The organism is Flavobacterium sp. N1994, assembly GCF_025947145.1.
In the GTDB taxonomy this organism is placed as follows: Bacteria; Bacteroidota; Bacteroidia; order Flavobacteriales; family Flavobacteriaceae; genus Flavobacterium.
The window spans coordinates 1,307,696-1,332,128 of record NZ_CP109999.1 but is presented as its reverse complement, the minus strand read 5'-3'; the positions used below and the strand labels follow the sequence as shown (position 1 = coordinate 1,332,128).

At 34.2% G+C, this 24,433-nt stretch carries 29 protein-coding genes; 18 read left to right on the top strand and 11 right to left on the bottom strand.

The annotated features are described in order from the left end of the window. The 12 genes from OLM53_RS06010 to OLM53_RS05955 all read left to right on the top strand — a co-directional run bounded on the left by OLM53_RS06010 (window position 1) and on the right by OLM53_RS05955 (window position 7,346). Window positions 1-858 carry a hypothetical protein gene (locus OLM53_RS06010; RefSeq protein ID WP_264522135.1) on the top strand — a complete coding sequence of 286 codons (858 nt, stop codon included), beginning with the start codon at window positions 1-3 and terminating at the stop codon, window positions 856-858. Then, window positions 842-1,336, top strand: a complete 495-nt coding sequence (locus OLM53_RS06005) for a hypothetical protein (protein WP_264522134.1) — start codon at window positions 842-844, stop codon at window positions 1,334-1,336. Before OLM53_RS06010 ends, OLM53_RS06005 begins: the two co-directional genes overlap by 17 nt. Continuing rightward, window positions 1,333-2,202 (top strand): hypothetical protein, encoded by an 870-nt coding sequence (locus OLM53_RS06000; protein WP_264522133.1) that lies wholly within the window; start codon window positions 1,333-1,335, stop codon window positions 2,200-2,202. Before OLM53_RS06005 ends, OLM53_RS06000 begins: the two co-directional genes overlap by 4 nt. Before the next feature lie 3 nt (window positions 2,203-2,205). Continuing rightward, complete coding sequence (locus tag OLM53_RS05995; RefSeq protein WP_264522132.1) at window positions 2,206-2,703, top strand: hypothetical protein; 498 nt, start codon at window positions 2,206-2,208, stop codon at window positions 2,701-2,703. Beyond that, window positions 2,703-3,413 carry a hypothetical protein gene (locus OLM53_RS05990; protein WP_264522131.1) on the top strand — a complete coding sequence of 237 codons (711 nt, stop codon included), beginning with the start codon at window positions 2,703-2,705 and terminating at the stop codon, window positions 3,411-3,413. The genes OLM53_RS05995 and OLM53_RS05990 overlap by 1 nt, the downstream gene beginning before the upstream one ends. Before the next feature lie 2 nt (window positions 3,414-3,415). Beyond that, a complete protein-coding gene (locus OLM53_RS05985; protein ID WP_264522130.1) occupies window positions 3,416-3,784 on the top strand; it encodes a hypothetical protein in 369 nt (122 codons plus the stop codon). Next, window positions 3,784-4,011 carry a hypothetical protein gene (locus OLM53_RS05980; protein WP_264522129.1) on the top strand — a complete coding sequence of 76 codons (228 nt, stop codon included), beginning with the start codon at window positions 3,784-3,786 and terminating at the stop codon, window positions 4,009-4,011. The genes OLM53_RS05985 and OLM53_RS05980 overlap by 1 nt, the downstream gene beginning before the upstream one ends. A gap of 10 nt (window positions 4,012-4,021) precedes the next feature. After that, window positions 4,022-4,468 (top strand): hypothetical protein, encoded by a 447-nt coding sequence (locus OLM53_RS05975; protein WP_264522128.1) that lies wholly within the window; start codon window positions 4,022-4,024, stop codon window positions 4,466-4,468. A 2-nt stretch (window positions 4,469-4,470) separates the two neighbouring features. Further along, window positions 4,471-5,205 carry a hypothetical protein gene (locus tag OLM53_RS05970; RefSeq protein ID WP_264522127.1) on the top strand — a complete coding sequence of 245 codons (735 nt, stop codon included), beginning with the start codon at window positions 4,471-4,473 and terminating at the stop codon, window positions 5,203-5,205. 1 nt (window position 5,206) lies between these two features. Then, window positions 5,207-5,632, top strand: a complete 426-nt coding sequence (locus OLM53_RS05965) for a hypothetical protein (protein WP_264522126.1) — start codon at window positions 5,207-5,209, stop codon at window positions 5,630-5,632. A 181-nt stretch (window positions 5,633-5,813) separates the two neighbouring features. Continuing rightward, complete coding sequence (locus OLM53_RS05960; RefSeq protein ID WP_264522125.1) at window positions 5,814-6,455, top strand: thymidylate synthase; 642 nt, start codon at window positions 5,814-5,816, stop codon at window positions 6,453-6,455. A gap of 66 nt (window positions 6,456-6,521) precedes the next feature. Next, window positions 6,522-7,346, top strand: coding sequence for a DNA adenine methylase (locus OLM53_RS05955; protein ID WP_264522124.1), 825 nt, complete (start codon window positions 6,522-6,524; stop codon window positions 7,344-7,346). A gap of 171 nt (window positions 7,347-7,517) precedes the next feature. On the opposite strand, the gene OLM53_RS05950 is transcribed toward OLM53_RS05955, so the two are convergent. From OLM53_RS05950 to OLM53_RS05940, 3 genes are all read right to left on the bottom strand, one after another. Further along, the gene (locus OLM53_RS05950; RefSeq protein WP_264522123.1) at window positions 7,518-7,925 is read right to left on the bottom strand and encodes a DUF3997 domain-containing protein; all 408 of its coding nucleotides are present in this window, start codon (window positions 7,923-7,925) and stop codon (window positions 7,518-7,520) included. An 801-nt stretch (window positions 7,926-8,726) separates the two neighbouring features. Beyond that, window positions 8,727-9,500: an ion transporter gene (locus OLM53_RS05945; protein WP_264522122.1), complete on the bottom strand. Its 774-nt coding sequence runs from the start codon at window positions 9,498-9,500 to the stop codon at window positions 8,727-8,729. Window positions 9,501-9,505: 5 nt separating this feature from the next. Further along, window positions 9,506-10,381: a hypothetical protein gene (locus OLM53_RS05940; protein WP_264522121.1), complete on the bottom strand. Its 876-nt coding sequence runs from the start codon at window positions 10,379-10,381 to the stop codon at window positions 9,506-9,508. Between the two features lie 651 nt (window positions 10,382-11,032). Between OLM53_RS05940 and OLM53_RS05935 the strand changes: the two genes are divergently transcribed. Next, a complete protein-coding gene (locus tag OLM53_RS05935) occupies window positions 11,033-11,707 on the top strand; it encodes a hypothetical protein (RefSeq protein WP_264522120.1) in 675 nt (224 codons plus the stop codon). 95 nt (window positions 11,708-11,802) lie between these two features. Here the strand turns inward: OLM53_RS05935 and mnmE are convergent, their stop codons facing one another. After that, window positions 11,803-13,200 (bottom strand): tRNA uridine-5-carboxymethylaminomethyl(34) synthesis GTPase MnmE, encoded by a 1,398-nt coding sequence (gene mnmE, locus OLM53_RS05930; protein WP_264522119.1) that lies wholly within the window; start codon window positions 13,198-13,200, stop codon window positions 11,803-11,805. A gap of 154 nt (window positions 13,201-13,354) precedes the next feature. Between mnmE and OLM53_RS05925 the strand changes: the two genes are divergently transcribed. Then, on the top strand, window positions 13,355-14,188 hold the full coding sequence (locus OLM53_RS05925) for a universal stress protein (RefSeq protein ID WP_264522118.1): 834 nt from the start codon (window positions 13,355-13,357) through the stop codon (window positions 14,186-14,188). 47 nt (window positions 14,189-14,235) lie between these two features. On the opposite strand, the gene OLM53_RS05920 is transcribed toward OLM53_RS05925, so the two are convergent. The 6 genes from OLM53_RS05920 to OLM53_RS05895 form a co-directional block, all read right to left on the bottom strand. After that, on the bottom strand, window positions 14,236-14,925 hold the full coding sequence (locus tag OLM53_RS05920; protein ID WP_264522117.1) for a Lipl32 family lipoprotein: 690 nt from the start codon (window positions 14,923-14,925) through the stop codon (window positions 14,236-14,238). 155 nt (window positions 14,926-15,080) lie between these two features. Continuing rightward, window positions 15,081-16,199, bottom strand: coding sequence for a DNA polymerase III subunit beta (gene dnaN / locus OLM53_RS05915; protein ID WP_264522116.1), 1,119 nt, complete (start codon window positions 16,197-16,199; stop codon window positions 15,081-15,083). A gap of 61 nt (window positions 16,200-16,260) precedes the next feature. Then, complete coding sequence (gene gldG / locus OLM53_RS05910) at window positions 16,261-17,949, bottom strand: gliding motility-associated ABC transporter substrate-binding protein GldG (protein WP_264522115.1); 1,689 nt, start codon at window positions 17,947-17,949, stop codon at window positions 16,261-16,263. Then, window positions 17,949-18,674 carry a gliding motility-associated ABC transporter permease subunit GldF gene (gene gldF / locus OLM53_RS05905; protein WP_264522114.1) on the bottom strand — a complete coding sequence of 242 codons (726 nt, stop codon included), beginning with the start codon at window positions 18,672-18,674 and terminating at the stop codon, window positions 17,949-17,951. The genes gldG and gldF overlap by 1 nt, the downstream gene beginning before the upstream one ends. A gap of 44 nt (window positions 18,675-18,718) precedes the next feature. Next, complete coding sequence (locus OLM53_RS05900) at window positions 18,719-19,015, bottom strand: putative quinol monooxygenase (protein WP_264522112.1); 297 nt, start codon at window positions 19,013-19,015, stop codon at window positions 18,719-18,721. A gap of 40 nt (window positions 19,016-19,055) precedes the next feature. After that, complete coding sequence (locus OLM53_RS05895) at window positions 19,056-19,883, bottom strand: S-adenosyl-l-methionine hydroxide adenosyltransferase family protein (RefSeq protein WP_264522111.1); 828 nt, start codon at window positions 19,881-19,883, stop codon at window positions 19,056-19,058. A gap of 123 nt (window positions 19,884-20,006) precedes the next feature. Here OLM53_RS05895 and OLM53_RS05890 point away from each other — a divergent pair, with 123 nt between their 5' ends. The 4 genes from OLM53_RS05890 to OLM53_RS05875 all read left to right on the top strand — a co-directional run bounded on the left by OLM53_RS05890 (window position 20,007) and on the right by OLM53_RS05875 (window position 23,227). After that, a complete protein-coding gene (locus OLM53_RS05890; RefSeq protein ID WP_264522110.1) occupies window positions 20,007-20,960 on the top strand; it encodes a PhoH family protein in 954 nt (317 codons plus the stop codon). Window positions 20,961-21,085: 125 nt separating this feature from the next. Continuing rightward, a complete protein-coding gene (locus tag OLM53_RS05885; RefSeq protein ID WP_264522109.1) occupies window positions 21,086-22,033 on the top strand; it encodes a phosphoribosylaminoimidazolesuccinocarboxamide synthase in 948 nt (315 codons plus the stop codon). A 150-nt stretch (window positions 22,034-22,183) separates the two neighbouring features. Beyond that, the gene (locus OLM53_RS05880; protein WP_264522108.1) at window positions 22,184-22,558 is read left to right on the top strand and encodes an ankyrin repeat domain-containing protein; all 375 of its coding nucleotides are present in this window, start codon (window positions 22,184-22,186) and stop codon (window positions 22,556-22,558) included. Window positions 22,559-22,747: 189 nt separating this feature from the next. Next, window positions 22,748-23,227: a hypothetical protein gene (locus OLM53_RS05875; protein WP_264522107.1), complete on the top strand. Its 480-nt coding sequence runs from the start codon at window positions 22,748-22,750 to the stop codon at window positions 23,225-23,227. A gap of 76 nt (window positions 23,228-23,303) precedes the next feature. On the opposite strand, the gene OLM53_RS05870 is transcribed toward OLM53_RS05875, so the two are convergent. Then, window positions 23,304-24,392, bottom strand: coding sequence for a M42 family metallopeptidase (locus tag OLM53_RS05870; protein ID WP_264522106.1), 1,089 nt, complete (start codon window positions 24,390-24,392; stop codon window positions 23,304-23,306). Between the last annotated feature and the right edge of the window lie 41 nt (window positions 24,393-24,433).

Here is a 24,433-nt window from a genome sequence, read left to right as displayed (position 1 = left end):
ATGGCTAGATCTCACAAGGAAATAAAAAAGTTAATGACTGATGATTTCATCAGTAATCCAGATGTTATAGCAAAATATGGTTTAACAGCTGGTAACAGCTTTGAGCAGGAGTTTTCAATTGTTTCTCTTGAAAATATATTGTTTGACAACATTGCATTTTCTATTATGGCCCATGAGCAAACTGCTGAACTAAATGCATTAGTTAATTTGCAACAGAATGAGCTTAATTTTAAAGCAATGGTTGCTTCCTATGTTGATGGCGCACCAGTGATTCATGTCAATGGAAGATATCAACAAGATTTATCTGGGCTTACTGAAGATGAGATTAAAGCAAGAAGAATAATTAAACGAAATGCTGTAATAACAACTGCAGAAGGAATAATTGTAAAAATTGCTACAGAAGTTGGAGGTGTTTTACAACCTGTAACTAATGATCAAGCTCAAAGTATCTTGTATTGGATATCGATAAATGCAACTCCGGGAGTTCCTATTACATTAATTAATAAAGCTCCAGACAAATTAAAAGTTGTTGTTGATGTTTACATAGATCCAATTGCAATTGAAATAGGAACCGGTAAACTTAAAAATGCTACAGAAGATACTTTCCCTGTTAAAGATGCTATAAAAGAGTACTTAGAAAACATTGAGTTCAATGGTGCTTTTGTTAAAAATAAATTTGAATCACAATTGGAGAGTGCGGCTGGAGTTAAACTTATTAACCTAACAACATTAGAATGGAAATATGAATCACTTCCATTTGTTGATGCAGGAATTTATAGAGTTTCTAGTTCTGGATATTTTATAATTGATGATGCCGATTTAACAATAAACTATATGAGTTATGGTAGTTTGGCATAATCCCGATTTATTTAAACTCAACAGAGAGCTTATTCCTAATATTTTAAGAAAGGAAATGGTTATGTCTTTTTTGGATGCAGTTGTTACTCCATTGGCTATAATACAACAGGAAACTTTGTATACTTCACAACATAATAGCTCCAAGATTTATCTTGAAAAGGTGTTGAATGACTATTATAATATTTCTGGATTTGACCCAAATATGCATGAAACAACCAAGAAGATTTATATAGAAAATATACCACGCCCTGGTTCTGTTTTTATATATCAACCCCTTGAAAATAGTGCAGTCTTTTTAGGTGATAGTACAAACTCTAATGAGGTCTTTATTAAACAGATGAATGAAAATGTGAATCCTTTCAGTTTTACAATTTTTATACCGGACACAGTTGTGTTTGATGAGCAAGATTTAAGAGCACAATTTGATAAATATGCCAGTGTAGGCAAATTATATAATATTCAAACTTATACGATATGAGTAACATTATAGATTTTAGTCGATTAGGTGGCTACAGATTAGAGCAACCTACATTTGATAAAATGCAGTCAAATACCTTTGGAATTCTTGATGCCTTAATGGGTCATTTGAGAGTTCCGAATGTTGGAAATTTCATTGTTTCTGGTTGTGAGCTTGCAGCTGGTAATATTGGTCCTGGTATCATGTACATAGATGGTGTTCTTTGCCCTTTTGCAGGAACAACTTCGGGAACTGAAACCACAGCAACTAAAATTAAAAAAAATGTAGTTACAAGTTCATTGTCGTTTGAAAATGGAACTAACCCGGCTGTATTTACTGCAATAAATGCAATTGTAGATGCAGCAGGAACTGCACTAAGTTCCTTTATTAGAATACCATATAATGATGTGGTGGCTTGGTCTACTTTAGTGGATATCCCTACCGATCTAGTTCATGATGCTGCTTATGTTCATACGGATAATAATTTTACTAATGCTCAAGTCATAAAATTATTAGGAATTCAACCAGGCGCACAGGTTAATATTAAACCTAGTTGGATAGCTCCTGCTGGAGCAGCAAATGAAGTTTTAGACAAACCAGATGGCCTTCTAATTACTTACTTGAAGCAATTTACTTATATCCATGGTGATTTGATTGGTGATAGAGCATTGGTTACTTTATCATTTCCAGATATAGGAACTTCTGACTATAAAGTTATTATTAATCAAGTTGGTTCTGGTAGTGATTATGCAGCTGACGGATTGATTAATTATCATACCAGAGAACACACTTCAACATCTTTTAAGTTAGCCCTTGTAGATAGATTTAATTCTAATAATCAAAGTGTAAAATTTCAAATAATACTAACTCCAGATATAACAAATTAAGCTATGAAACAGACGTATTTTAATGCGATAGCATTAGCAAATAAACCCTTTATTTCTTGGATTTCAGTTGGAAGTTTTACTCCTGCTGAATTTGCAGCTTCTGAGTATGCAGATGATCCTTTGATTATACCTGAAGATGAAGTTCCTTTTCCTTACAATGTTTTTGGCGTTTGTCCTAAAAAGATTGTTTCAGGTGTTTTAGAAGATAGAACTCCAGCAGAAATGGCAGTTTTTGAAGCTGAGTGGATTATAGAGAATAGTTTGAAATTAGAACGAACAAAAAAACAAGGAATTGATGATAATAAGTTCTCTTATGATGGTCAGTACTTCCCAATGGATGAAGTTAGCCGATTGTTTTATTTAGCCATTGAAAAGAATCGTGGTAATACTAAAATCAAAACAATGAGTAATACACTTTACTCATTATTGGATGGCGATATTGATGACTTCTTAGCAGCTTATTACTCAAGATTATTAACTATATCTCAACATACAATCTAATGTTACAGAACGGAAATCCACCTCAAAAAATTGATACTCCTGAGCGATTAGCCTGGGCAGTTGGTAAAGACCCAAAAACGTATGAGTCTGCTGCTGACTATAATTTTTTATTGAATAGATTAACAGTACTTTGGGCTATTGCAAATCCTAACCCGGCTAATTTTCATCCTAGCAGAAAGATTGACTTAGGTACAATTTCAGTTCCATTCATTACTTATCTTAATACTAACACTCCTAGAACGTTTTTAGAGCCTTCTTTTGTAGTTTATAAAGTTGGAGAAATTCAGTATGTCTATGCATTTGTTGGTAAAGAGGGAACTTATGGAATAGGACATGTTCCATTGACTGAAGCCCAATTCATATTTTTAAGTTCAACTGATATACCAGAGCCAACTCTACCTAGTCGAAAAATAGCATTTGGGACGCTAAGTGGTGATGTTTTTGATGCATCAGTAAATAGCTTAGGATATGAAATTACAGTAAATCAAGTAGATGATTATTGGTTAACAAATATTCCTTTTTTTCCTACGACTGTTGTGAGAATTCAGGATCCTTTAAATATAACTATTGATACTGGAGGTTTTGTAAAGGCATCCTGGTTTAATCAAGGAGGATTTGTAGCATTAAAAAATGTTTATTTTCCACAACAAGGAGCTACATCTGATGGCGGTGAGTTTTCTCATGCCTACATAGAATTTGAACAATTATAATTATGAAACAACAGGTAACTATAGACCCAAGTATAGCGGGTATTGTAAACATTGCGACTATTGGTAAAAATGAAATTGTACCGATTTATTTTGAGGCTGAGCAAAATTGGGTTGGCTCTTATGTCTACAAAGTTTGGACAACGGATAAAAAAACGACAGCTCTTACTATTCCAGAAACTTTTTATGTTCAAGTCGATGCTCCACCCGCAGAGCCTGTAGTTTATAAAACTATTGAGGTTATTGAAAAAATAATGACTTTAATTATTGCTCCGGCTGAACAGAATTTAACCTCAGGTGATTTTTACTTTGAAATCATTGAGCAAAACTCAAGCAGAGTAGTATTTAAAGGGATAAAAAAAATAGTTGAATAATGCTTGTAAACATTACATCACCGGAGGCAATTAAAGTAACAGTAACTTGTGGTAAACCTAATATTATTGAGGTTGTTCAATCCGCGCCCGTTAATGTAGTTTTATCTGTTTTTAGAGATGGATTATCGGCTTATCAGATTGCAGTTAAATATGGTTTTGTTGGAACTGAGCAAGAATGGAACAACCAATTTCAAAACCCGAACATTGACGGAGGATTAATATTTTAAATAAAAGATTATGAGTAATATAATTAGACTTAGAACCAAAACAACAACAGGAGCTCCTGTATTAACCGATTTTCAAGCAACACGAGAAATTATTTTTGTTGCTCCTGATAATGCCTTCTATATTAAAAAAGATGTTAGTACCATAGTTGGTCCTTTTGTTGTAGCCGGTGCTGGAGCTGATATGCAAAAATCAGTTTATGATACCAACAATAATGGCAAAGTTGACAATGCAGATAACGCAGATAAGTTGGGCGGAATTGCCGCTGCTAGTTATGCTACTACAGCATCTGTTACGGCTGCAATTAATGCTTTGGTAAATTCTGCCCCAGGAGCATTGGATACTTTGAACGAGCTTGCGGCTGCTCTAGGTAACGATCCAAATTTTGCATCAACAATAACTGCTTCTCTTGCTTCTAAGCTTGATGGTAACTCAACGATTGACGGCGGTACATTTTAATTATGGCAAACACTATTAAAATAAAAAGGAGCAATACTACCGGAACGGTACCAAGTTCTTTGGCTGATGGCGAAATTGCCATTAACCAAAAGGACAAACTTTTATTTTATAGAGATGATGCCGGTAATGTGAAATCATTGGATTTAACTAATCCTGTTCCAGATGCAAGTAGTTCTGTAAAAGGGAAAGGAAAGCTTTATACTGGTACAGGTTCCGGTACTGATGGCTCTATGACTCAGAATGCTATTACTAATGAATTATCCACTAGGGTTAAAAGAATAGTTAATGATGTTACTAGTGTTAATGTAACTGGAACTACATCGGAAACATTGCTCAAAACTTATACGTTTACTCCTGGTACTTTACCCACAAGTGGGTTTTTGGATTTGTTTGTATATACTACAAGAACTGGATTTAGTGGAGGCTATACTGTAAATATTAGAGTAAATTCAACTAATAATTTTGCAACCGCTACTTTAATTGCCTCGCCACAAACAGCAGGTAATTTTAATCCTCAGATGCAAATTGCTAGAAAATTTACTCTTAAAGGGGGTAATATAATGACAGCTTCTTTAGTAACAGCAGGTAATAATAACTACACAGATATTGGAGCATTCGGAAGTGGAGTTTCTGCAGCTTGTGATAATACAACTAATAACGTTTATGTCTATGTATCGATAACGCCTACTAATAGTGGGTCAACTTGTCAAATAGAAAGCGTTGAAATCAAAGTTTAAAATGAAAACAGTAATTGATAAAAAAACTGAAAAAGTACTTTTTGTTACTGCAATTGAGGTAGAACTTAGTGGTGACCAAACGTTAATTGATGATTATCCTACTGGAGAATTTTCAAATCCTTATTACAGTATTTCCAAAAAAGAATTTTACGAGGGTGTTGCAGTTATTGAAGTGGTTCCGGTTCCTGTAGAAGTTGCTCTTTGGAGAATAAGAACCATTTTGAAACTTAATGATAAGGAAACCATTATCGAAGATGCTTTAAATAGTTTGGAGGATCCAATAAAAACTGCAGCACTCAATATTTGGCAATTTGGTACAACAATTGAAAGGCAAAGTCAAACGGTTGGTTTATTACAAAATATATTGCAGATGACTAATGATCAAGTAGACGAAATATTTATACAAGCCCAAGGTATAGATTTATAACATTCTCAGGAGGAGAGAAAAAAAGTCCTCCAACATTAAAAAAAACTTCTCAAGGTAATTAATAATAGCACAAAGCCAGCGTTGGAGGACAAATGTCTTCTGATGCTGGCTTTGTTATGTTTAATAATTTCCTTGAGAGGCGCAAAGGTATAATAATAATCATCAATCATCAATCAAAAAAATGAACAAGTATCATGAAATTTTGACGAAAATCGTCAAGAGAGGGAAACGCCAGGAGAACAAAAAAGGTGCAATTACTTATTTGCTAAATCAATCACTTGAACTAAAGCCAATTGACTTATTGGAGTTATTCGAAGGGCATCCGTTAGTTAAAAAGAAGCTTAAGGAAGAGTTGAGCTTATTTATGAGTGGTGAGCGGTCAACAGAAGCCTACAGAAATATTGGAGTAAATTGGTGGGATTACTGTGGCCCAATCTTAGTCAACAGTTATCCAACTTACTTTGAACAGCTGCCAAAGCTTATTGATAAAATTAACCGAGAAAAGCGGCCGTCAAAGAATTATGTTTTGTTTTTAGGTTCCACCAACACTGAGAGCAACCAGCAGCCGTGTTTAAGCCTGGTGCAATTTCAAATTGAAAATAATAAGTTGGTAGTTACTGCATATCAAAGAAGCTCAGACGCATCGCTCGGATTACCTTGTGATATCTATCACTTGTATTTGATAAGTAAACAAATTAATGTGCAATTAAAGAGCATAACATTGTACTTAGGCAATGTGCATATCTACGAGAATAACCTCGAAGCAACTAATCAATTGCTCGATGGAAAAACCGCCACATTTACGCTAAATGTAGGTGCATAAATAACCCTTAAACACACTATAAATATACAAATCATTAATCAATAAAACAAATAATTAATCAAAAAAATGACTAAAAAAACGAAGAATTTTATCACTGCACCATTGCCGTTTATGGGACAAAAACGCAACTTTTTGAAAGATTTTAACAAAGCTTTAGAAAACTATCCAGATAACGCAATTTATGTGGATTTATTTGGAGGTTCTGGGTTATTATCGCACACAGTCAAACAGCTTTATCCAAAAGCTAGAGTAATTTACAATGATTACGATAATTTTTCAAAAAGGCTTCAAAATATCGCTAAAACAAACGCTTTATTAGCAGATATTAGAGTGATTTTAGAGGGATATCCAAAAGATAAAAAGATAGATGACCCTTATAAAAGTGCAATATTGAGCCGTTTAGAACTGGAAGATAAAGCAGGGTTTGTTGATTGGATTACTATAAGCAGCTCTATTTTGTTTAGTGGTAAGTATCATTTGAACCTGCAGGAGTTCCAGAAGGCTACGTTATACAATACTATTCGAATGAGTGACTATAGTGCTGATGGTTATCTTGAGGGTGTTGAGCGTGTGGCCGATGACTATAAGAAGATATTTCAAGCATTTAAGGATAATGAGTGTGTTGTCTTTTTAGTTGATCCGCCATATTTATCTACTGATGTGAAAGCATATAAGAGTTACTGGAAGCTTGCGGACTATTTAGATGTTCTGACTGTGCTTGATGGTACCAGATACTTCTACTTTACCAGTAATAAATCCTCAATAATTGAACTGTGTGAATGGATTGAGAATAGTACTGTGGGTAATCCATTCAAGGATGCGAATAGGTCGTTTGTAACTAATTCAGTAAACTTCAATGCAACCTATACGGATATTATGGTGTTTAAATAGTATTAAAAGGGCGTTTAAATTGAATTTTAGCGCCTTTTTTATTTTTTTGGTATTCTGGTGTAGAATGATACTTTTTGCTCTGTAATAATGTACTTTTCGATTTTCCGATTATAGACGTGAACTTACTGCAAAATGCGCAAGTGCGCGAAACCGCTGTAAGCGGTAGTATTTTTATGGATGCTCGTTAAAATTCATATCAAACTTAATCTTTGCTATTTTCAATTGCTTAGTTAGACTATCAAATTGAATTTTATTTAAAGGTCCATAAACACCTTTCTTCGATTTCACATTTTTAATTGTGTCAATTATGTAATAATGAATATCGGGATTATTTCCAAAATGAGTTTTTGCAAATATAAATTTGTCACTATGACCAACTGAATAAACATAAGAATCTACAATAATCTCAAATATTGAACCGCCGATTGTACCTTTACATATTCCTCTGTTAGATTCTAAATCACCCCAATAAGTCACATAACTGCCTTCTATTTTCTTAACTTCGCTTTCGTCTAGCCAAGCGCACCCGACAAAAAACGTTAATATGAAAATTACCAATAAAAGTCTAAGTTTTCTCATGTGTTGAAATTGTACCACTAACGTTCCGCCGCTTCACAAAGTAACGAACTTCGGAACTTTTTATTTTTTGTTAAAGATAAAAATTCTTGTGAAACGCAAACGTGAGGGTACCACAAAATGCGCAAGTGCTTGAAACGGCTTTTAGCACTCGTTTTTTAATTACTTCATTAATTTTTCAAACCAAACTCTAATTCTCTGTTGATAATTAATTATAAATATGATTAAGCTCAAAAAAACTAAAAGAAAAAATAAATTTCTAGAAAAAATATAATCAGAAGTTGTAATAAATTTATTTAACATAAAATCATAATATACATTAAAATCAACTTTTCCTGTTTTCTTGAAAACATCATAATTATGTGGGTGAACTTCAAAAACATAATTCTTGTTATTAATTTTAACTATTGCATCTGATTTAAAAGAATGTCTTTCGTAGTATTTATTAATTTTAACTATTTCAAAATTTAACTTCGGAGTCTTGTTTGTTATGTAATAATTTTTACTCATTACAATAAAAAACCATAAAGTTGTCAAAATTAGTAAGACTTTAAAATACTTATATTCTTTAAACATTATTGTCAAGTTCTGTGGATAAATTCGATTTTAAGTAGTTTGGCTAAAATGAGTGCTAACGTGTCGCGGCTATATTTAGTTGCGAACTTCGGAACTTTTTATTTTCTGTTAAAGATAAAAATTCTTGCGAAACGCGAACGTGAGGTTACTACAAAATGCACACACGAGCGTAGCGACTGCCGAAGGAATTGTGAGAAACGGCTGCTGGCTGATGCTTTTTGTTTTTAATTAGAATTTTGTTCCGCAATTCGGGCATTCACATTCTTTTCCATTTTCTTTATCTTTTTGCATTCTACTAATAAATGCTGAACTTATTATTCCTGTTGGCAAAGCAACAAATCCAATTCCGATAAGTGCAATTATAGAACTTAAAATTTTTCCTAAACCTGTAATTGGGTATATGTCGCCATAACCTACAGTTGTTAAAGTTGCAACTGACCACCAAAGGGATTGTCCAATATTTTCAAACTTGTCAGGTTGAGCTTCATTTTCTACATAATACATTAGAGTTGATGATAAAATCATCAATATAAATGCAACAAATAAGGTTATTGATAATTCTGATTTCGATTCTTTTAAAACACTTGTGATGGTTTGAAGTGACTTTGATAATCTTCCCAGTTTAAATATTCTCAATAATCTGAATAAACGCAAGATTCTCAAAACTCTTAAATCGAAAGGAAAGAGTAGAGGCAAATAAAAAGGCAAAATTGCAAATAAATCAATTAAGCCAAAAGCAGATAAGCTGAATTTCATTCTTTTTGAAAAAGGGGAGCCTTTTTCATAATCTAAATCTGCTGTCCAAAACCTTAAGATATATTCTACCGAGAAAATTATGACTGAAAACAATTCAAAGTTTTCAAAAAACAATTCGTATTTGGTATAAATCTCCTTGTAAGATGCGAGAATTAAAGAAAGTACATTTAAAATTATTAAAGTATAAATGAACTTTTGGAATAACGAATTTATATTAATGAAATTGTATGTTTTTTTCTTTAGCATTTAGTTTAGTTTTTTGAAATGTATAAATAAAACAAAAGCCCCATTGAGATTATTAATGTTATTCCATTATATAATATTCTAGAAAATTGTTGCTTCTTATGTAATTCAAGTTCTTCATCTGTAAATCTTCTGTATTCCTTGATAACTGAATTATAACGCACAATTCTTTTTCCACTTGAATAACGATTATCTCTTTTATAAACAGGAACGCGTTCATAAATAGGAACTTTGCGTTTTAATAATCTGAATAAAGAAGTTATTAATTTTTTAAACGAGAAAAAGGCAATTAGCATATAAATGAAATGTTGAAACCATCTACTTTCTGGTTCTTTTGTGTCTATTTTTTTTACATATTCAATAGGAATATAAAGATTGTCTGAATATTTATGTTTCTCATCAAAACTAAAATCAGTTCTACTTGGTTCGGTCAATTTTAGATTTGAAGTTCTTGTAAAACCAATTAAATCCTCTTTATCTGAATTTTTAATGGCTTCTCCATTAAAAATTCCAATAGCTTTTTTGAATTGAAAAGTTGAGTCTATTTTCTGTGAAAGATTATAACTTACAATTGTATCTTTTTTAAGTGTGTCAGCTGAATACTCATTTTTTTCTATTGCCATTCTGTAAACTGGAATTTCATCAAAAGTGTAATTTTTCCAATTGTTTACATATAAACTATCGTTTTTTTCTAATTGGAAAATGGTTAAATCATTCTTTTTAGAAAAGCTATAACTAAAACTGATAATAATTATAATTGCAAAAATTGAAAACAAAAAATTCCAAATATTACTCAAAGTTAAATGATGTGCAATTTCGTCTCGGTTTTCTGAATATGTTCTGTAAACTTCTCTTGCGAAAATGTATCTTATTATGGAATTCATTCGTTCTTGTTTTTCGTATTTACAATCTTCTACAGCTATTAAATATACACAAGTTCACACCACTTGTTTATATCCGTAACTATTCAAATATATAAAAAAGAGTACAAATTCATCTTTAACTGTCCTACAATCATCAAAAGTTACCCTCAAAGCAACGAAAGTTAGGGTCAAAACGAACTAAATAGCTCTAAGAACGAAGAAAGTTGGGGTCAAAACGAACTAAGTAACCCTCCAAACGAAGAAAGTTGGGTTCAAAACGAACTAAGTGACCCTCCAAACGAAGAAAGTTAGGGTCAAAACGAACTAAATGACCCTCCAAACGAAGAAAGTTGGGGCCAAAACGAACTAAGTGGCCCTCCAAACAAAGAAAGTTGGGGTCAAAACGAACTAAATGACCCTCCAAACGAAGAAAGTTGGAGTCAAAACGAACTAAATAGCCCTCCAAACGAAGAAAGTGGTGTTCTAAAACGTTAAATAAGAGTTAAAGTCTTCAATGTTAGACCTCTGCAATCCCTTGTATTTCCTAAATCCTACAAAAATATAACTTTTTATTAACACTTTATCCTACATTTTGGCATCATTTCTGTAAGGTAAATAGTCATGGTACCTATAAAGTTAAAATAAGCTATTAATCATTAAATTTTTTTTACTATGAAATTACGTTATTGTAAGTTGGAGTTCCATTCGTTTGGAACTACAAAACTGGACACTTTTGCCAGTGAAGTAAAAAACGGGGTATATACCAATACCAGCGTTTTTCCGAACCCTACTGTTAGTGATGCTGATTTTACCAAATCTCTAACTGATTTTAACGCGGCCGCTGCAGATTATGCTCTGTATGGGTTAACCAAAAAAACGGTCTTTGATACGAAACGTCAAGTGTTAATCAACTCTTTGGATAGTTTGGCTAGTTATGTTGATTCCGTAGCGCAAGGGGATGTGTCTACCATCGCTCTTGCGGGCTATTCACCAAGTAGCGGTACTTTTGAACGAGTACCTATTTTGAATAAGCCAGAATACTTTGTGTTAAAACGTACCAGTGTAGCGGGTGAAATTATAGTCGACATACAACCCATCACCTCAAAAGGGGCTGTGAATTATGGTTGTATTTGTACTGAAGGAGCACCTTTAAGTCAACCGGTCTTTGCCTATGGACAATTAAAATTGAGCACAGGTGATCCTAATGTGTTACATGATACCAACAAATCGCGTCGTAAAGTATTTAGCAGCTTAACGCCAGGTGTGGTGTACTATTTTTATGTATATGCGACCAATACGGTCAGTGTATCTCCGCTAAGCGACCCGAAAAATATTTTGGCAGCTTAGTTCATTCTTACTTTTTAACTTAAAACAAAACTCCCAAGTCGCCTTGGGAGTTTTTTCGTGGTATTTATAGAAATTTCTCAGTTGAGAAGGTTGTTTTATTTTCCGATACAAAAGTTAGCGAAGATGTTGCCCAAAAGCTCATCATTAGTTACTTCCCCCGTAATCTCGCCAAAGTAATACAAGGCTTGTTTGATATCAATTGCCATCAAGTCGGAAGACAAGTTAGTATCCATACCAAAGCGTACTTTTTGAATTTCTTCTAAAGCTTTTAACAACGAATCATAATGACGCGTGTTGGTCACAATGGTTTCGTTATTGCGCAAGGCTCCAGTATTCACAAAAGAAAGGAGTTGGTTTTTAAGTGCTTCTATGCCCGACTTTTCTTTAGCCGAAAGCAATAAGATGTTTGGGATATTGGATTTGAGATTATCCACCTGAGCTTCGGATAATTTATCGGACTTGTTGCCAATAACTACTAACGCTTTTAACGGAAACTGATTTTTTATTTTTTCGAGTTCAACCTGAACTTCTTTGAGGTTCTCATTATCTAAAGCCAATTGGGAACTGTCAATTAGATAAATGATAACTTGTGCCTGTTCTATCTTTTCAAAGGTTTTTTTGATGCCAATGCTTTCAACTACATCTTTGGTTTCTCGTATACCTGCGGTATCAATAAATCGGAAACCAATGCCTCCAATGACTAATTCGTCTTCAATAGTATCTCGAGTAGTACCTGCAATTTCGGAAACGATGGCGCGTTCTTCATTCAATAAAGCATTCAATAAAGTAGATTTCCCCACGTTAGGTTCTCCCACAATCGCTACCGGAATCCCATTTTTAATCACATTACCCACCGCAAAAGAATCGATTAAGCGTTTCAAGACAAACTCAATGCGAGTCAATAATTCTTTAAACTGAGTACGATCGGCAAATTCTACATCTTCTTCGGCAAAGTCTAATTCGAGTTCGATAAGTGAAGCAAAGTTTAAGAGTTCTTCTCTTAGTTTGCCAATTTCATTCGAGAAACCCCCGCGCATTTGCTGCATGGCAATTTGGTGACTGGCTTCATTATCTGAAGAAATCAAATCGGCCACCGCTTCGGCTTGAGATAAGTCGAGTTTACCGTTCAGAAACGCTCTTAAAGTAAATTCCCCCGCTTGTGCCATGCGACAACCTTTTCGCAACAGTAACTGAATGATTTGTTGCTGAATGTAAGTCGAGCCATGACAGGAAATCTCTACCACATCTTCGCCAGTATAGGAGTGAGGGTTTTTAAAAATAGACAATAAGACTTGGTCAAACACCTTTCCCTCTTCTACAATATGTCCTAAATGAATGGTATGCGTTTTTTGGAGGCTAATAGATTTCTTAGACACCGATTGAAAGACCTGTTCTGCAATAGTCAAAGCATGGGGTCCCGAAAGTCGGATAACGGCAATCGCACCAGCACCTGATGGAGAAGCTAAAGCCACAATAGTTTCTTGAGAAATCATAGTCACATTTTTGGCAAAGTTAAGAAAACTAACGAAGTATTATTTTATAAAATGTAAAACGGTCTATTCGTGTTAAATAATTTATAATCTGATATATATCATATTGTTTTTGGTGGTTTAGACGTAATTTTGAGTAGATATAAATTCCATTACCATGAAAAAGATTCTTTTACCGTTAGACTTTTCTAAAACTTCAGATAATGCTTTTATCTATGCCTTAGAGATGGCGAAGTTGTTTAAATCAGAGTTGGTGTTATTACACACGTTTGATTTGCCTATAGTGGATAGTCAGGCGATGCCTATTAATTATTCTGTGATTTATGATACGATTGAGTTGGCTAATTTTGAGCACTTCAAAGAAGTCATGCCCAGATTAAGAGCCTTAGCCGAAGAAAGAAACTTGGGACACATCGCAATGAGTCATATTTTGATGGATGGGGACTTGGTTTACAACATCAAAAAAGTAATCCAACAAGAAAACATCGATTTTGTGGTTATGGGTACCAAAGGGGCTTCGGGATGGTTAGACTCTTTTATAGGAACAAATACCAGCGCTGTAATTTCTAATGTATCCGTTCCCGTTTTGAGTGTTCCGGTAGAAGCCCAATTCAAAAAAATTGAAACCATAGCTTTTACTACACGCTTTAGAGATAAAGATATTGAAGCACTCGTTAAGGTGTTGCTTTTTGCCAAAAAAATGAATGCAAAAGTAAAATGCTTGTATGTAAAAACACCTGATTCTGATGTGTCAGACGAAATGATTAAAAAATGGGAAGCGCACTTTGAGGCCGAAAAAGAGTTGCAATTCTTTATCATTCCTAATGAGAACGTAAAAGAAACCATAGAAGATTTCTTGTTGAATCAAGATGTGGATATCCAAGCCATGTTGACCTACAAACGAAACTTCTTTGTGGAACTCTTTACCAATACTACTACACAACAATTGTCTTATCATTTAAAAACACCGATATTGGCGTTACACGAATAAAAAAAGCCCCAACTCCTTGGGGCTTTTTCATTTTATTTAAAACTAAATTATTGTTTTTTAATTTCAGCTGGGTTAACCGCCACTTGAACTCCAGGGAGTTTAATAGGAGCTCCTAATTGCGCTAAGAAACTTCCTTGTACTTCACCTGTTTTGTATGTTGTGAAACCTATTCTGTATAATCCCATTACTAATGATTTAGAAGGGTTAGACGTGTCGCTGGTAATTCTCATCAAAGAGTTGTATTTGCTACCAGAAGGTTGAGCTGGCATTTCAGACGAATCATCATTGGTTTCATATTTTGTCCAAGATGTCGTTTTAACTTTTGAAGCGATATCTTCAATTTTAAAAATAAGATCGGCTCTTTCAAAAGTTACCCAAGTGTCAAAGAAACTCTTAGTATCGGCAGCATTAGCAGTGTAATCAGCCGATTTGTAATCTTTATCAGAGGGTGACATGCCTTCTGGCACTGGAGAAATCATTCTAATACCAATTTCTGGTGCAGCAACCGGAATCCAAACGTAGATATAGTACATTTTTTTTCCTGCTTTTACTTCATCTGGTTTTGATCCTGGTTTGATAAATCCATAATAGCTAGTCATATCGGTGTAAGGAACTCTAATTTCTTTTCCGAATACTGATTTTTTAGCTAAATCGGCACCAAAGCTGCCTAGTTTTTGAGCGGTAGCGCTCATTCCAATAGCAAGACATACTAATCCTGCCAATACGTTTTTCTTCATGTTTTGTTAGTTTTATAATTGTTAGGTTTTCAAATATAAGAAAAAATATAAAAGTTGCAACATTAACTGATAAGTGCTATTTTGATGGTAACAGCAATAAAAAAACCGCAACTTCTTTCGAAATTACGGTTCTCCGGTATAAAGGTTAGTTTATATTAGTTGTTTAACATTACTGGCATAACAAGCATAGTAACAGTTTCGCCTTCATCTAATCCATCTATAGGAGTTAAGATTCCAGCGCGATTAGGCATTGACATTTCTAACATGATTTCGTCAGAAGTTAAATTAGTCAACATCTCCGATAAGAAACGAGAGTTAAAGCCAATTTGCATATCATCGCCTTGATAATCACAAGTCAATCTTTCTTCTGCTTTGTTGGAGTAATCAATATCTTCCGCAGAGATGTTCAATTCGGCACCTGCAATTTTCAAACGAATTTGGTGGGTAGTTTTGTTAGAGAAAATGGCAACACGTCGCACAGAGTTCAATAACAAGACACGGTTAATCATTAATTTATTTGGGTTTTCTTTTGGAATCACCGCTTCGTAGTTTGGATATTTTCCATCAATCAAACGACAAGTCAAAACATAACTATCAAAAGAGAACGTCGCATTAGAATCATTGTATTCGATAGTAACATCAGAATCGGAAGTTCCTAAGATGCTTTTCAAAATGTTCAAAGGTTTCTTTGGCATGATGAAATCCGCCACTTGTGATGCTTTTACATCGGTGCGAGTATATTTTACTAGTTTGTGCGCATCGGTAGCTACAAAGATTAACCCTTCTGGAGAGAATTGGAAAAATACGCCGCTCATTACAGGTCTTAAATCATCATTACCAGCAGCAAAGATGGTTTTTCCGATAGCGGTAGCCAATACATCTGAGGCTACTACAGTAGAAGAAGGATTGTCTAAACTTACAGATTTTGGAAATTCTTCACCAGGAGCATAAGCAATAGCATATTTCCCTGAATTCGAACTGATTTCAATAGTGCTGTTTTCTTCTACCGTGAAAGTTAACGGTTGCTCTGGAAATGTTTTTAGAATGTCTAATAACAATTTCGCAGGAACAGCAACACTTCCTTTGCTAGTAGAATCAATTTCTAAAGTAGCCGACATGGTAGTCTCTAAATCAGAAGCAGAAACCGTTAAGTTTTTATGGTCTAATTCGAAAAGAAAATTATCTAAAATAGGTAAAGTATTACTACTGTTGATAACGCTACCTAAAACTTGTAGTTGTTTTAATAAGTAGGAACTCGATACTATAAACTTCATTTTATTTATTTTTTACAAATATATCTTAAACTAACAGATTTCAAAAAGTTTTTTATTAACATTACTTACTATACTTTCGCTTGCGCAAAAAGGTGAATGCTACTCCAAATAACAATAGAATAACTATTGGAACTGCTACAGTTATGACCTGCGAATACGTGTAAGAAGCATAGACTTTTTCTTTGTCTAAAATAGGCAAATTCACTTCTTTGCTTCTAATGTTGATAAGTCCGTTGTCATCCAATAAATAATTGACGCAATTCATCATGAATTCTTTGTTGGCATACAAGTTATTGGTCCATTTATCATACCCTAGTTCTAACGGTTGCAAGTTTTTGTCCAACTGGTTTTTGATGACATCACCATCGGAAACGATAATCATTTTTCCAGATTTGTCTGTGGTTTTAAAAGTGCCATCTTTAAAAGGCAACACGCGATTCTCATAAACCGAATGAAATTGACCTTCTAATAAAACTGCTACAGGATAGTTTCCAGTACCTGTGAAGTCTTTAGCATCGGGTCTTTGAGAAACTACTTTTAAATTCACTTCCGCAGGTGTTCCAACTAACTTAGAATATTGAGACGATTGTAATAATACCGTTTTCTTAATAGGATTCTTCAAAGGTTCAATCGGACTGGCAAACTCAAATTTGATGCCGTCAAGATTACTAACAATAGGATTCTTAGAATGCAATTCCGGATAAATCATGGGTGAATAAAACCAAGGATATTGCGTGTATTGAGTAGCACTTCCTTGACCTCCAGTTGCGAGAGCGATTGGAGTATTTTGCAAATCAAAAATCAAATCAGGTCGGATTCTAACGCCGTATTTGAAGAACATATCATTTAAGTTCAAATCTCTAGGAAAGGCTAAATTAGCACCTGACTCGTTATACAAACTGTCCATTTCCATATTCACTTGATCTACTAGCCACAAGGTTTTACCTCCGTGAATTATAAATTGGTCAAGCACTTGTTTTTCTTCATCGGTAAACGCTTCTGTTGGTTTCGCTATGATAGCTAAGTCATACTTCTTAAGGTATTTCAAACTCTCTACCGGACTTTTAGCCACTGAATCCAAAGTAAAAGGACCAATGTAATAGTTGTCTTTAACCGATTTAATAAAATCAGCCATTAAAGCATCGTGCAATTCACCGTTGCCTTGAATAACCGCTACTTTCTTTTGTTTGACTCTAGAAACCGTATTGATAGCATTGGCGAAAGCATACTCTAAGTGTTGCACAGAACTCACGACTTTTTGTGCCGTTGAAGCCCCCATCATATTTTTCAACAAAGGCACTTTCACCGAGCGATTGCCACAAGTAGCCACCGCCCAAGGGAAAACCACTTCTTGAGTTTGTTGTCCTTTATCATTTACGGTAACATTAACAGGAGTCATACCACGCTCTAAAAACGATTGCATGGTTTTGTCTTTGTCGTCTTCGTTTTCTAAAGGATTTACAAATTGAAAGATGATGTTGGAATTTTGAGCTTTATATTCCTCTAGTAATTGCTGTGTCTCGGTTTGTAGTTTCTTAAATTCTCCCGGAAACTCTCCTTCTAGAAAGACATCTATATATAAAGGTTCTTTAACCTTGCCAACAATGTTCAGCGAAGTTTCCGAAAGGGTATACCGTTTGTCTGCCGTCAAATCAAAACGATGGAATACGAAATGACCAGCTATGTTCAATAGTACTATAATGGCAATAGTAACTAGTATTCTTTTGAAGTTATTTTTAGTGGTGCTCATTACGATTTCAAAGATTTAAGTTTAAAAACAGTAAAGGACAAGAACAAAAAGGCGACACTCACAAAATAGAGAATGTCTCTGGTATCTATAACACCGCGTGACATACTTTTGAAATGATAATCCATTCCAATTCGGGCCACAGCATCTTCAAAACTTTTAACATAAGTGGAAATGCCTTCAAACCCAAAGTAAAAAAGAAAACACAAAAACACCGATAACAAGAAAGCCACAATTTGATTTTCAGATAGGGTAGAAGTAAAAATCCCAATAGCGGTGTAAGCACTTATTAAAAACAACAATCCAAAATAAGACCCCATCGTGCTGCCCATATCGATATTACCTTCGGGCATTCCTAAACCATAAATAACGTATACGTATACCAAAGTGGGAAGTAGTGCAATGACAATCAAAAGAAACGAACCTAAAAATTTCCCGCTTACTATTTGCCAAAGCGATAAAGGCTTGGTTAACAACAACTCTATAGTGCCTTGTTTTTTTTCATCCGAAAAACTACGCATGGTTACCGCTGGTATTAAGAAAATCAAAATCCAAGGAGCCAAAGTAAAAAACGGACTCAAATCCGCAAAACCACTTTGCAAGATGTTGTATTCGCCATCAAAAACCCAAAGGAACAACCCATTGAGCAAGAGAAATATCCCAATCACCAGGTATCCAATAGGAGAACCAAAGAAGGATTTTATTTCGCGTAACGCTATTGATTTCATTAATATCTGTTTTTTCGTAATTCGTAATTTCTAATTCGTAATTCTTATGGTAGTGTAACTACCTTGTCTACACTCCATGCTTCTGGTTTTTCGTTAAAGAGTTGTTTGGTAAACGTCCACACCTCATAAAACAATTCCGAACGGCGATAGTTTTCCAAGTCTTCTTCGGTGTCCCAATAGCTATAAGTAAAGAACACGCACGGATTATCTTTGTCTTGGTACAATTCTAGCAACTGATTGCCTTGTGCGCCTCTTATCTTTTCTTTCATCACGTCAAAATTTTCCAAAAATTTCGGAATATGTTCTTGGTGAAAACTCATTTTAACTATTCTAACAAACATAATTGCTCTTCTCTATATTCTTTTCTCTTGCTTCTTGCTTCTAATTCCTAAACTCAATCGTAACCACATCTCTATAATTCAATCCTAATAAACTGGCTGCGGAACCTACGGTTTCTGGATTACTTCTAAAAATGGCAATCTCTAAAAAACCAGCTTCATTAAAAATGGCCAATTTCTGTCCTTCATAATCTTTTAATGGATATTGTTCTGAAAGTCCGATATCCGAGTATTTGGAGAAGATGGTTTTGATGTTTTTGTTTTTAAACTTAATCTCATAAGGACGTGTTTTGCCAATTTCTAAAAACAGCTTCTTAGAAATATTAGTTACCACATTGCCCAAATGATCGGTATAAATGACATACCCTTTAATTTGGTTGTCGGAGCTAATGGGTTGCAACTCGGTTACTTCTTTAATAGCTTTGATTTCTTTACCAATAACGTTAGGCAATCCTCCTTTAGCTAAATGACAGGCTACTTTAACGAATACATCCAATTCGGTAGCATCACTGGGCAATCTATCATGAATATTAATGGCCACTAATTTCTGTGGTACTATTTTTTGAATCAGCATGCTCAAAATCCCATTATCAGCACAAACGAAATACTGGTTGTTCCATTGCATGGCAATGTGTTGTGGTGTTTCTGGATTGATTTCGATATCTACTCCTATTAAATGCACCGTTCCTTTGGGGAAACTACTGTAGGCGGCATTAATCACATAAGCCGTTTCAGCAACATTAAAGGGATCAATATTATGAGAAATGTCAATGATAGTAGCTTCTGGAAACTCTGATAATAATTTACCTTTTAAAGCCCCAACAAAGTGGTCTTTTACTCCATAATCGGTCGTTAAGGTAATTATTGACATAGATTGTTTATAACTTGGTTGAAATCGGTTCCAAAAATAGTAAAAGCTATTCTTTTAATTGATTAAATTTGGATACAAAGCTAACAATATATAGCGAATTATTTTAATTTAATACTCCCGCTTTTGAACGAACGTATCATTGAATTACACGACATTGCTCCAAAAGAATTTTGGGGCGCTCAAGATACCCATCTTGAAACTATTAAAAGGTACTATCCTAAACTCAAAATTGTCGCTCGTGGCACAACTCTAAAGGCGTTTGGCGAAAAAGAAGAACTCGATGAGTTTGAAAATCGTTTTAATCGCTTGATGTTGCATTTTACGCGGTACAACAATATTGATGACAATGTAATTGATCGAGTCATTCATAGCAATTCTCACGAAGAGCAACGTATGCCAGACAGTGATAAAATCTTAGTTCACGGAATAGGAGGAAAGCTGATTAAAGCTATGACTCCTAACCAACAAAAGCTAGTTGATTTTGTTGCCAAAAACGATATGGTATTCGCTGTTGGTCCAGCTGGAACTGGAAAGACTTATACAGGAGTAGCTTTAGCAGTAAAGGCATTAAAAGAAAAACAAGTAAAACGAATTATCTTAACACGTCCTGCTGTGGAAGCTGGGGAAAATTTAGGGTTTTTACCAGGGGATATGAAAGAAAAGCTAGATCCTTACATGCAGCCTTTGTATGATGCTTTGCGCGATATGTTGCCACCACAAACTTTGGAAGATTATCTACTAAAAGGAATCATACAAATTGCACCACTAGCTTTCATGCGTGGAAGAACCTTAGACAATGCTTTCGTAATTTTGGATGAAGCACAAAACACTACGCATTCGCAAATGAAGATGTTCTTAACGCGTATGGGTAAAAATGCCAAGTTCATCATTACTGGTGATCCGGGTCAGGTAGATTTACCAAGAAGAACCATCTCAGGTTTGAAAGAAGCCATACTAGTTTTGAAAGATGTAGAAGGTATCGGAATCATTTACCTAGATGACAAAGATATCGTGCGTCATAGATTAGTTAAGAAAGTGATTGATGCGTATAAGAGTATTGAGAATAATGACTATTAAATAAATGTTGTTTCAATAACAAACCCTGTCAAATTTAACTTGGCAGGGTTTGTTTTTTATTTTCAATTGTTATCTAAAAAACTAATCTCAAATCCCTATTTTTGCACTAACAACAACACTATATAATGAATACAATAACTACAACCAATTTTCATTTCCCTAAACAGAAATCCGTTTATCGAGGCAAAGTCCGTGAAGTCTATAATATCAATGACGAACTTTTAGTTATGATAGCCACAGATAGACTTTCCGCTTTTGATGTCGTTTTACCCAAAGGCATTCCTTATAAAGGGCAAATTCTAAATCAAATCGCTACGAAGTTCATGCATCTCACACAAGACATTGTGCCTAATTGGCTTATTGCAACACCTGATCCTAATGTTGCAATTGGACATCTTTGTGAACCGTTTAAAGTTGAAATGGTGATAAGAGGTTATCTTTCAGGTCATGCAGCTCGTGAGTATGCTTTAGGAAAAAGAATTATTTGTGGAGTAAACATGCCTGATGGACTAAAAGAAAATGATCAGTTCCCAACCCCAATTATAACCCCAACCACTAAAGCGGATAATGGTTCCCATGATGAAGATATTTCGCGTGAAGCTATTTTAGAAAAAGGTATTGTCTCTGAAGAAGACTATTTGATATTAGAAAAATATACAAGAGCCCTTTACCAACGAGGAACAGAAATTGCAGCTAGCAGAGGTTTGATTTTAGTAGATACGAAATATGAATTTGGTAAAACCAAAGAAGGTAAAATAGTTTTAATAGATGAGATCCACACTCCCGATTCTTCTCGATATTTCTATGCAGAAGGCTATCAAGAAAGACAAGATAGAGGAGAAGAACAAAAGCAATTATCCAAAGAATTTGTTCGTAGATGGTTAATTGAAAATGGATTCCAAGGTAAACAAGGGCAACAAATTCCCAATATGACAGATGAATACATAGAGTCTGTTTCAGAACGCTACATCGAATTATATGAAAACATTCTTGGAGAAAACTTTATCAAAGCTGATATTACTAATATATATGAACGCATTGAGAATAACGTTTTACAGTTTCTAAAATCCTAAATGAAGATAATAATACTAACTAGTGCCACGTTATGCGTGGCTTTTTTTATGCCTTATGTTAAATAAATGTTATTGTTAATTTCTTGTTGTAACGAAAATTAGTTGGCTATCGTCTTACTCGTTAATCAATAACTTTTAAAATCAATCATCATGAAGAAAACAATCATTTTTGCAGGTTTAGCTCTAGTAGCTTTCGCTAATGTTTCATTAGCATCTAATGTGACAACTTTTCCAATTTCAAAAGAAGTTGTGAATTATGACAACACCCCTTTATGCACAGCTATTTATAAAGGAGATTTAGCAACTGTTAAAAAATTCATTGAGTACGGAGCCGATGTAAATGAAATGTCAAATGGTTTAACACCATTAATGTTTGCTGCTCGCTATAACAAAGTTGATATTCTTAAATATTTAATAGCAAAAGGAGCAGATAAAGACAAACAAGATGAAAGAGGACGAACAGCAAAACAATATGCAGAGTTCTCCAAATCACAAGAAGCTTTGGACTATCTGAATCAAGTCTAAAAGAATCTAGAAGCACCGATTGATAATTCAATCGGTGCTTTTTCCTTAAAATCAAATAGATGCGATTTACTAAAAGTTAAAATTTTGTTAAATATAAGTACTATGCAATACAAGATACTTGTTTTTAGATATATATTTGCATAGGATATTAATAACAATATAATCATCATCAATAAAAAATCAATCATTATGAAATCAACAATTATTTTTTTAGGACTAGTTGCTTTAACTTTCACTACAAATGCAAAAGCAACAAATGAGTTTAAAACTCAAGATTTAAACCAACAAGAAGTAACTACTTTGAACGTAGACATCGCTCAACAAAATCAGTTAGCTTGTGTAAATGAAGCAGTAAACACTAGAGGAGAAAACACCGCAGAAGACACAGTAATTTTTAATCCAAATACTGTTCTTAAAACAACTTACATCAAAACGGAAGAAGAAGTTATTACTGAAGACAAATTGATTATTGAAACTAATGAAGTAAGTATTCAGCCAATAACAATTGCTTCAACAGTTGTGGACCAAATTACAGAGGACAATCAAATCATTGAAAGTGCTATTAGTAATGAAGTATATCCACTAAATTTTGACAAAATCAATCGTTCAGTAAAAAGTACCAAAGTGTCAAATAACAATTTGGCAATTACTGTAGATTTAAAATTATAAGTTTAGGTTGATTGCTTTCGCAGCCATGCGAAAGTTAAAAGCATCCCAATTTGATTGGGATGCTTTTTTTTTGGAATTATTTGAAATAGGAAAACGAATCGTTGTTTTCTATTTTTTGTAAACTTTCGTAAATTAATTTAATTACGTTTTCAACATCTTCTCTATGAACCATCTCAACAGTGGTATGCATATAACGTAGCGGTAATGAAATTAAAGCAGAAGCTACACCACCGTTACTATAAGCAAATGCATCAGTGTCAGTTCCTGTTGCTCTAGAAGTGGCATGACGTTGAAAAGGGATTTTATTATTTTCAGCTGTTGAAACAATCAAATCTCTTAAAGTATTATGTACCGCTGGAGCATAAGCAATTACAGGTCCTTTGCCCATTTGTAAATCACCTTCAATTTTTTTCTCAATCATCGGGGTGGTTGTGTCGTGACAAACATCAGTGATAATGGCAACATTAGGTTTGATGGTATTGGTAATCATTTCGGCACCTCTAAGACCAATTTCTTCTTGAACGGAATTAGTAATATACAAACCAAAAGGTAATTTCTTTTTATTTTCTTTTAAAAGCCTAGCTACTTCAGCAATCATAAAACCACCCATTCTGTTATCAATAGCTCGACAAACAAATTTGTTGCCATTCAAAATCATAAATTCATCCGGATAGGTAATCACGCAGCCTACATGAACCCCTAATTTTTCAACTTCTTCTTTGGTAGAACATCCACAATCAATAAAAATGTTGTGCAATGTAGCTGATTCTTCTTTACCTCGATTTCTAGTATGAATAGCAGGCCAACCAAATACTCCCTTTACAATACCATTTTTAGTATGAATGTTTACCCTTTTAGAAGGCGCAATTTGATGATCAGAACCACCATTTCTTATAACATATATAAGACCGTCAGAAGTAATATAATTAACATACCATGAAATTTCATCAGAATGACCTTCTATTACCACTTTATATTTGGCATCAGGATTAATAACACCCACAGCAGATCCATAAGTATCAGTAATAAATGTATCTACATAAGGTTTTAAATAGTTCATCCAAATCTTTTGACCATTCGATTCATAACCCGTTGGAGAGGCATTATTTAAATAGGTTTCGAGGAAAGAAAGTGATGATTTTGTCAATATTGATTTTGCTGCCATAAATATTTTTTTTGCTAAAATATAAATTTGGCATTAGAGTT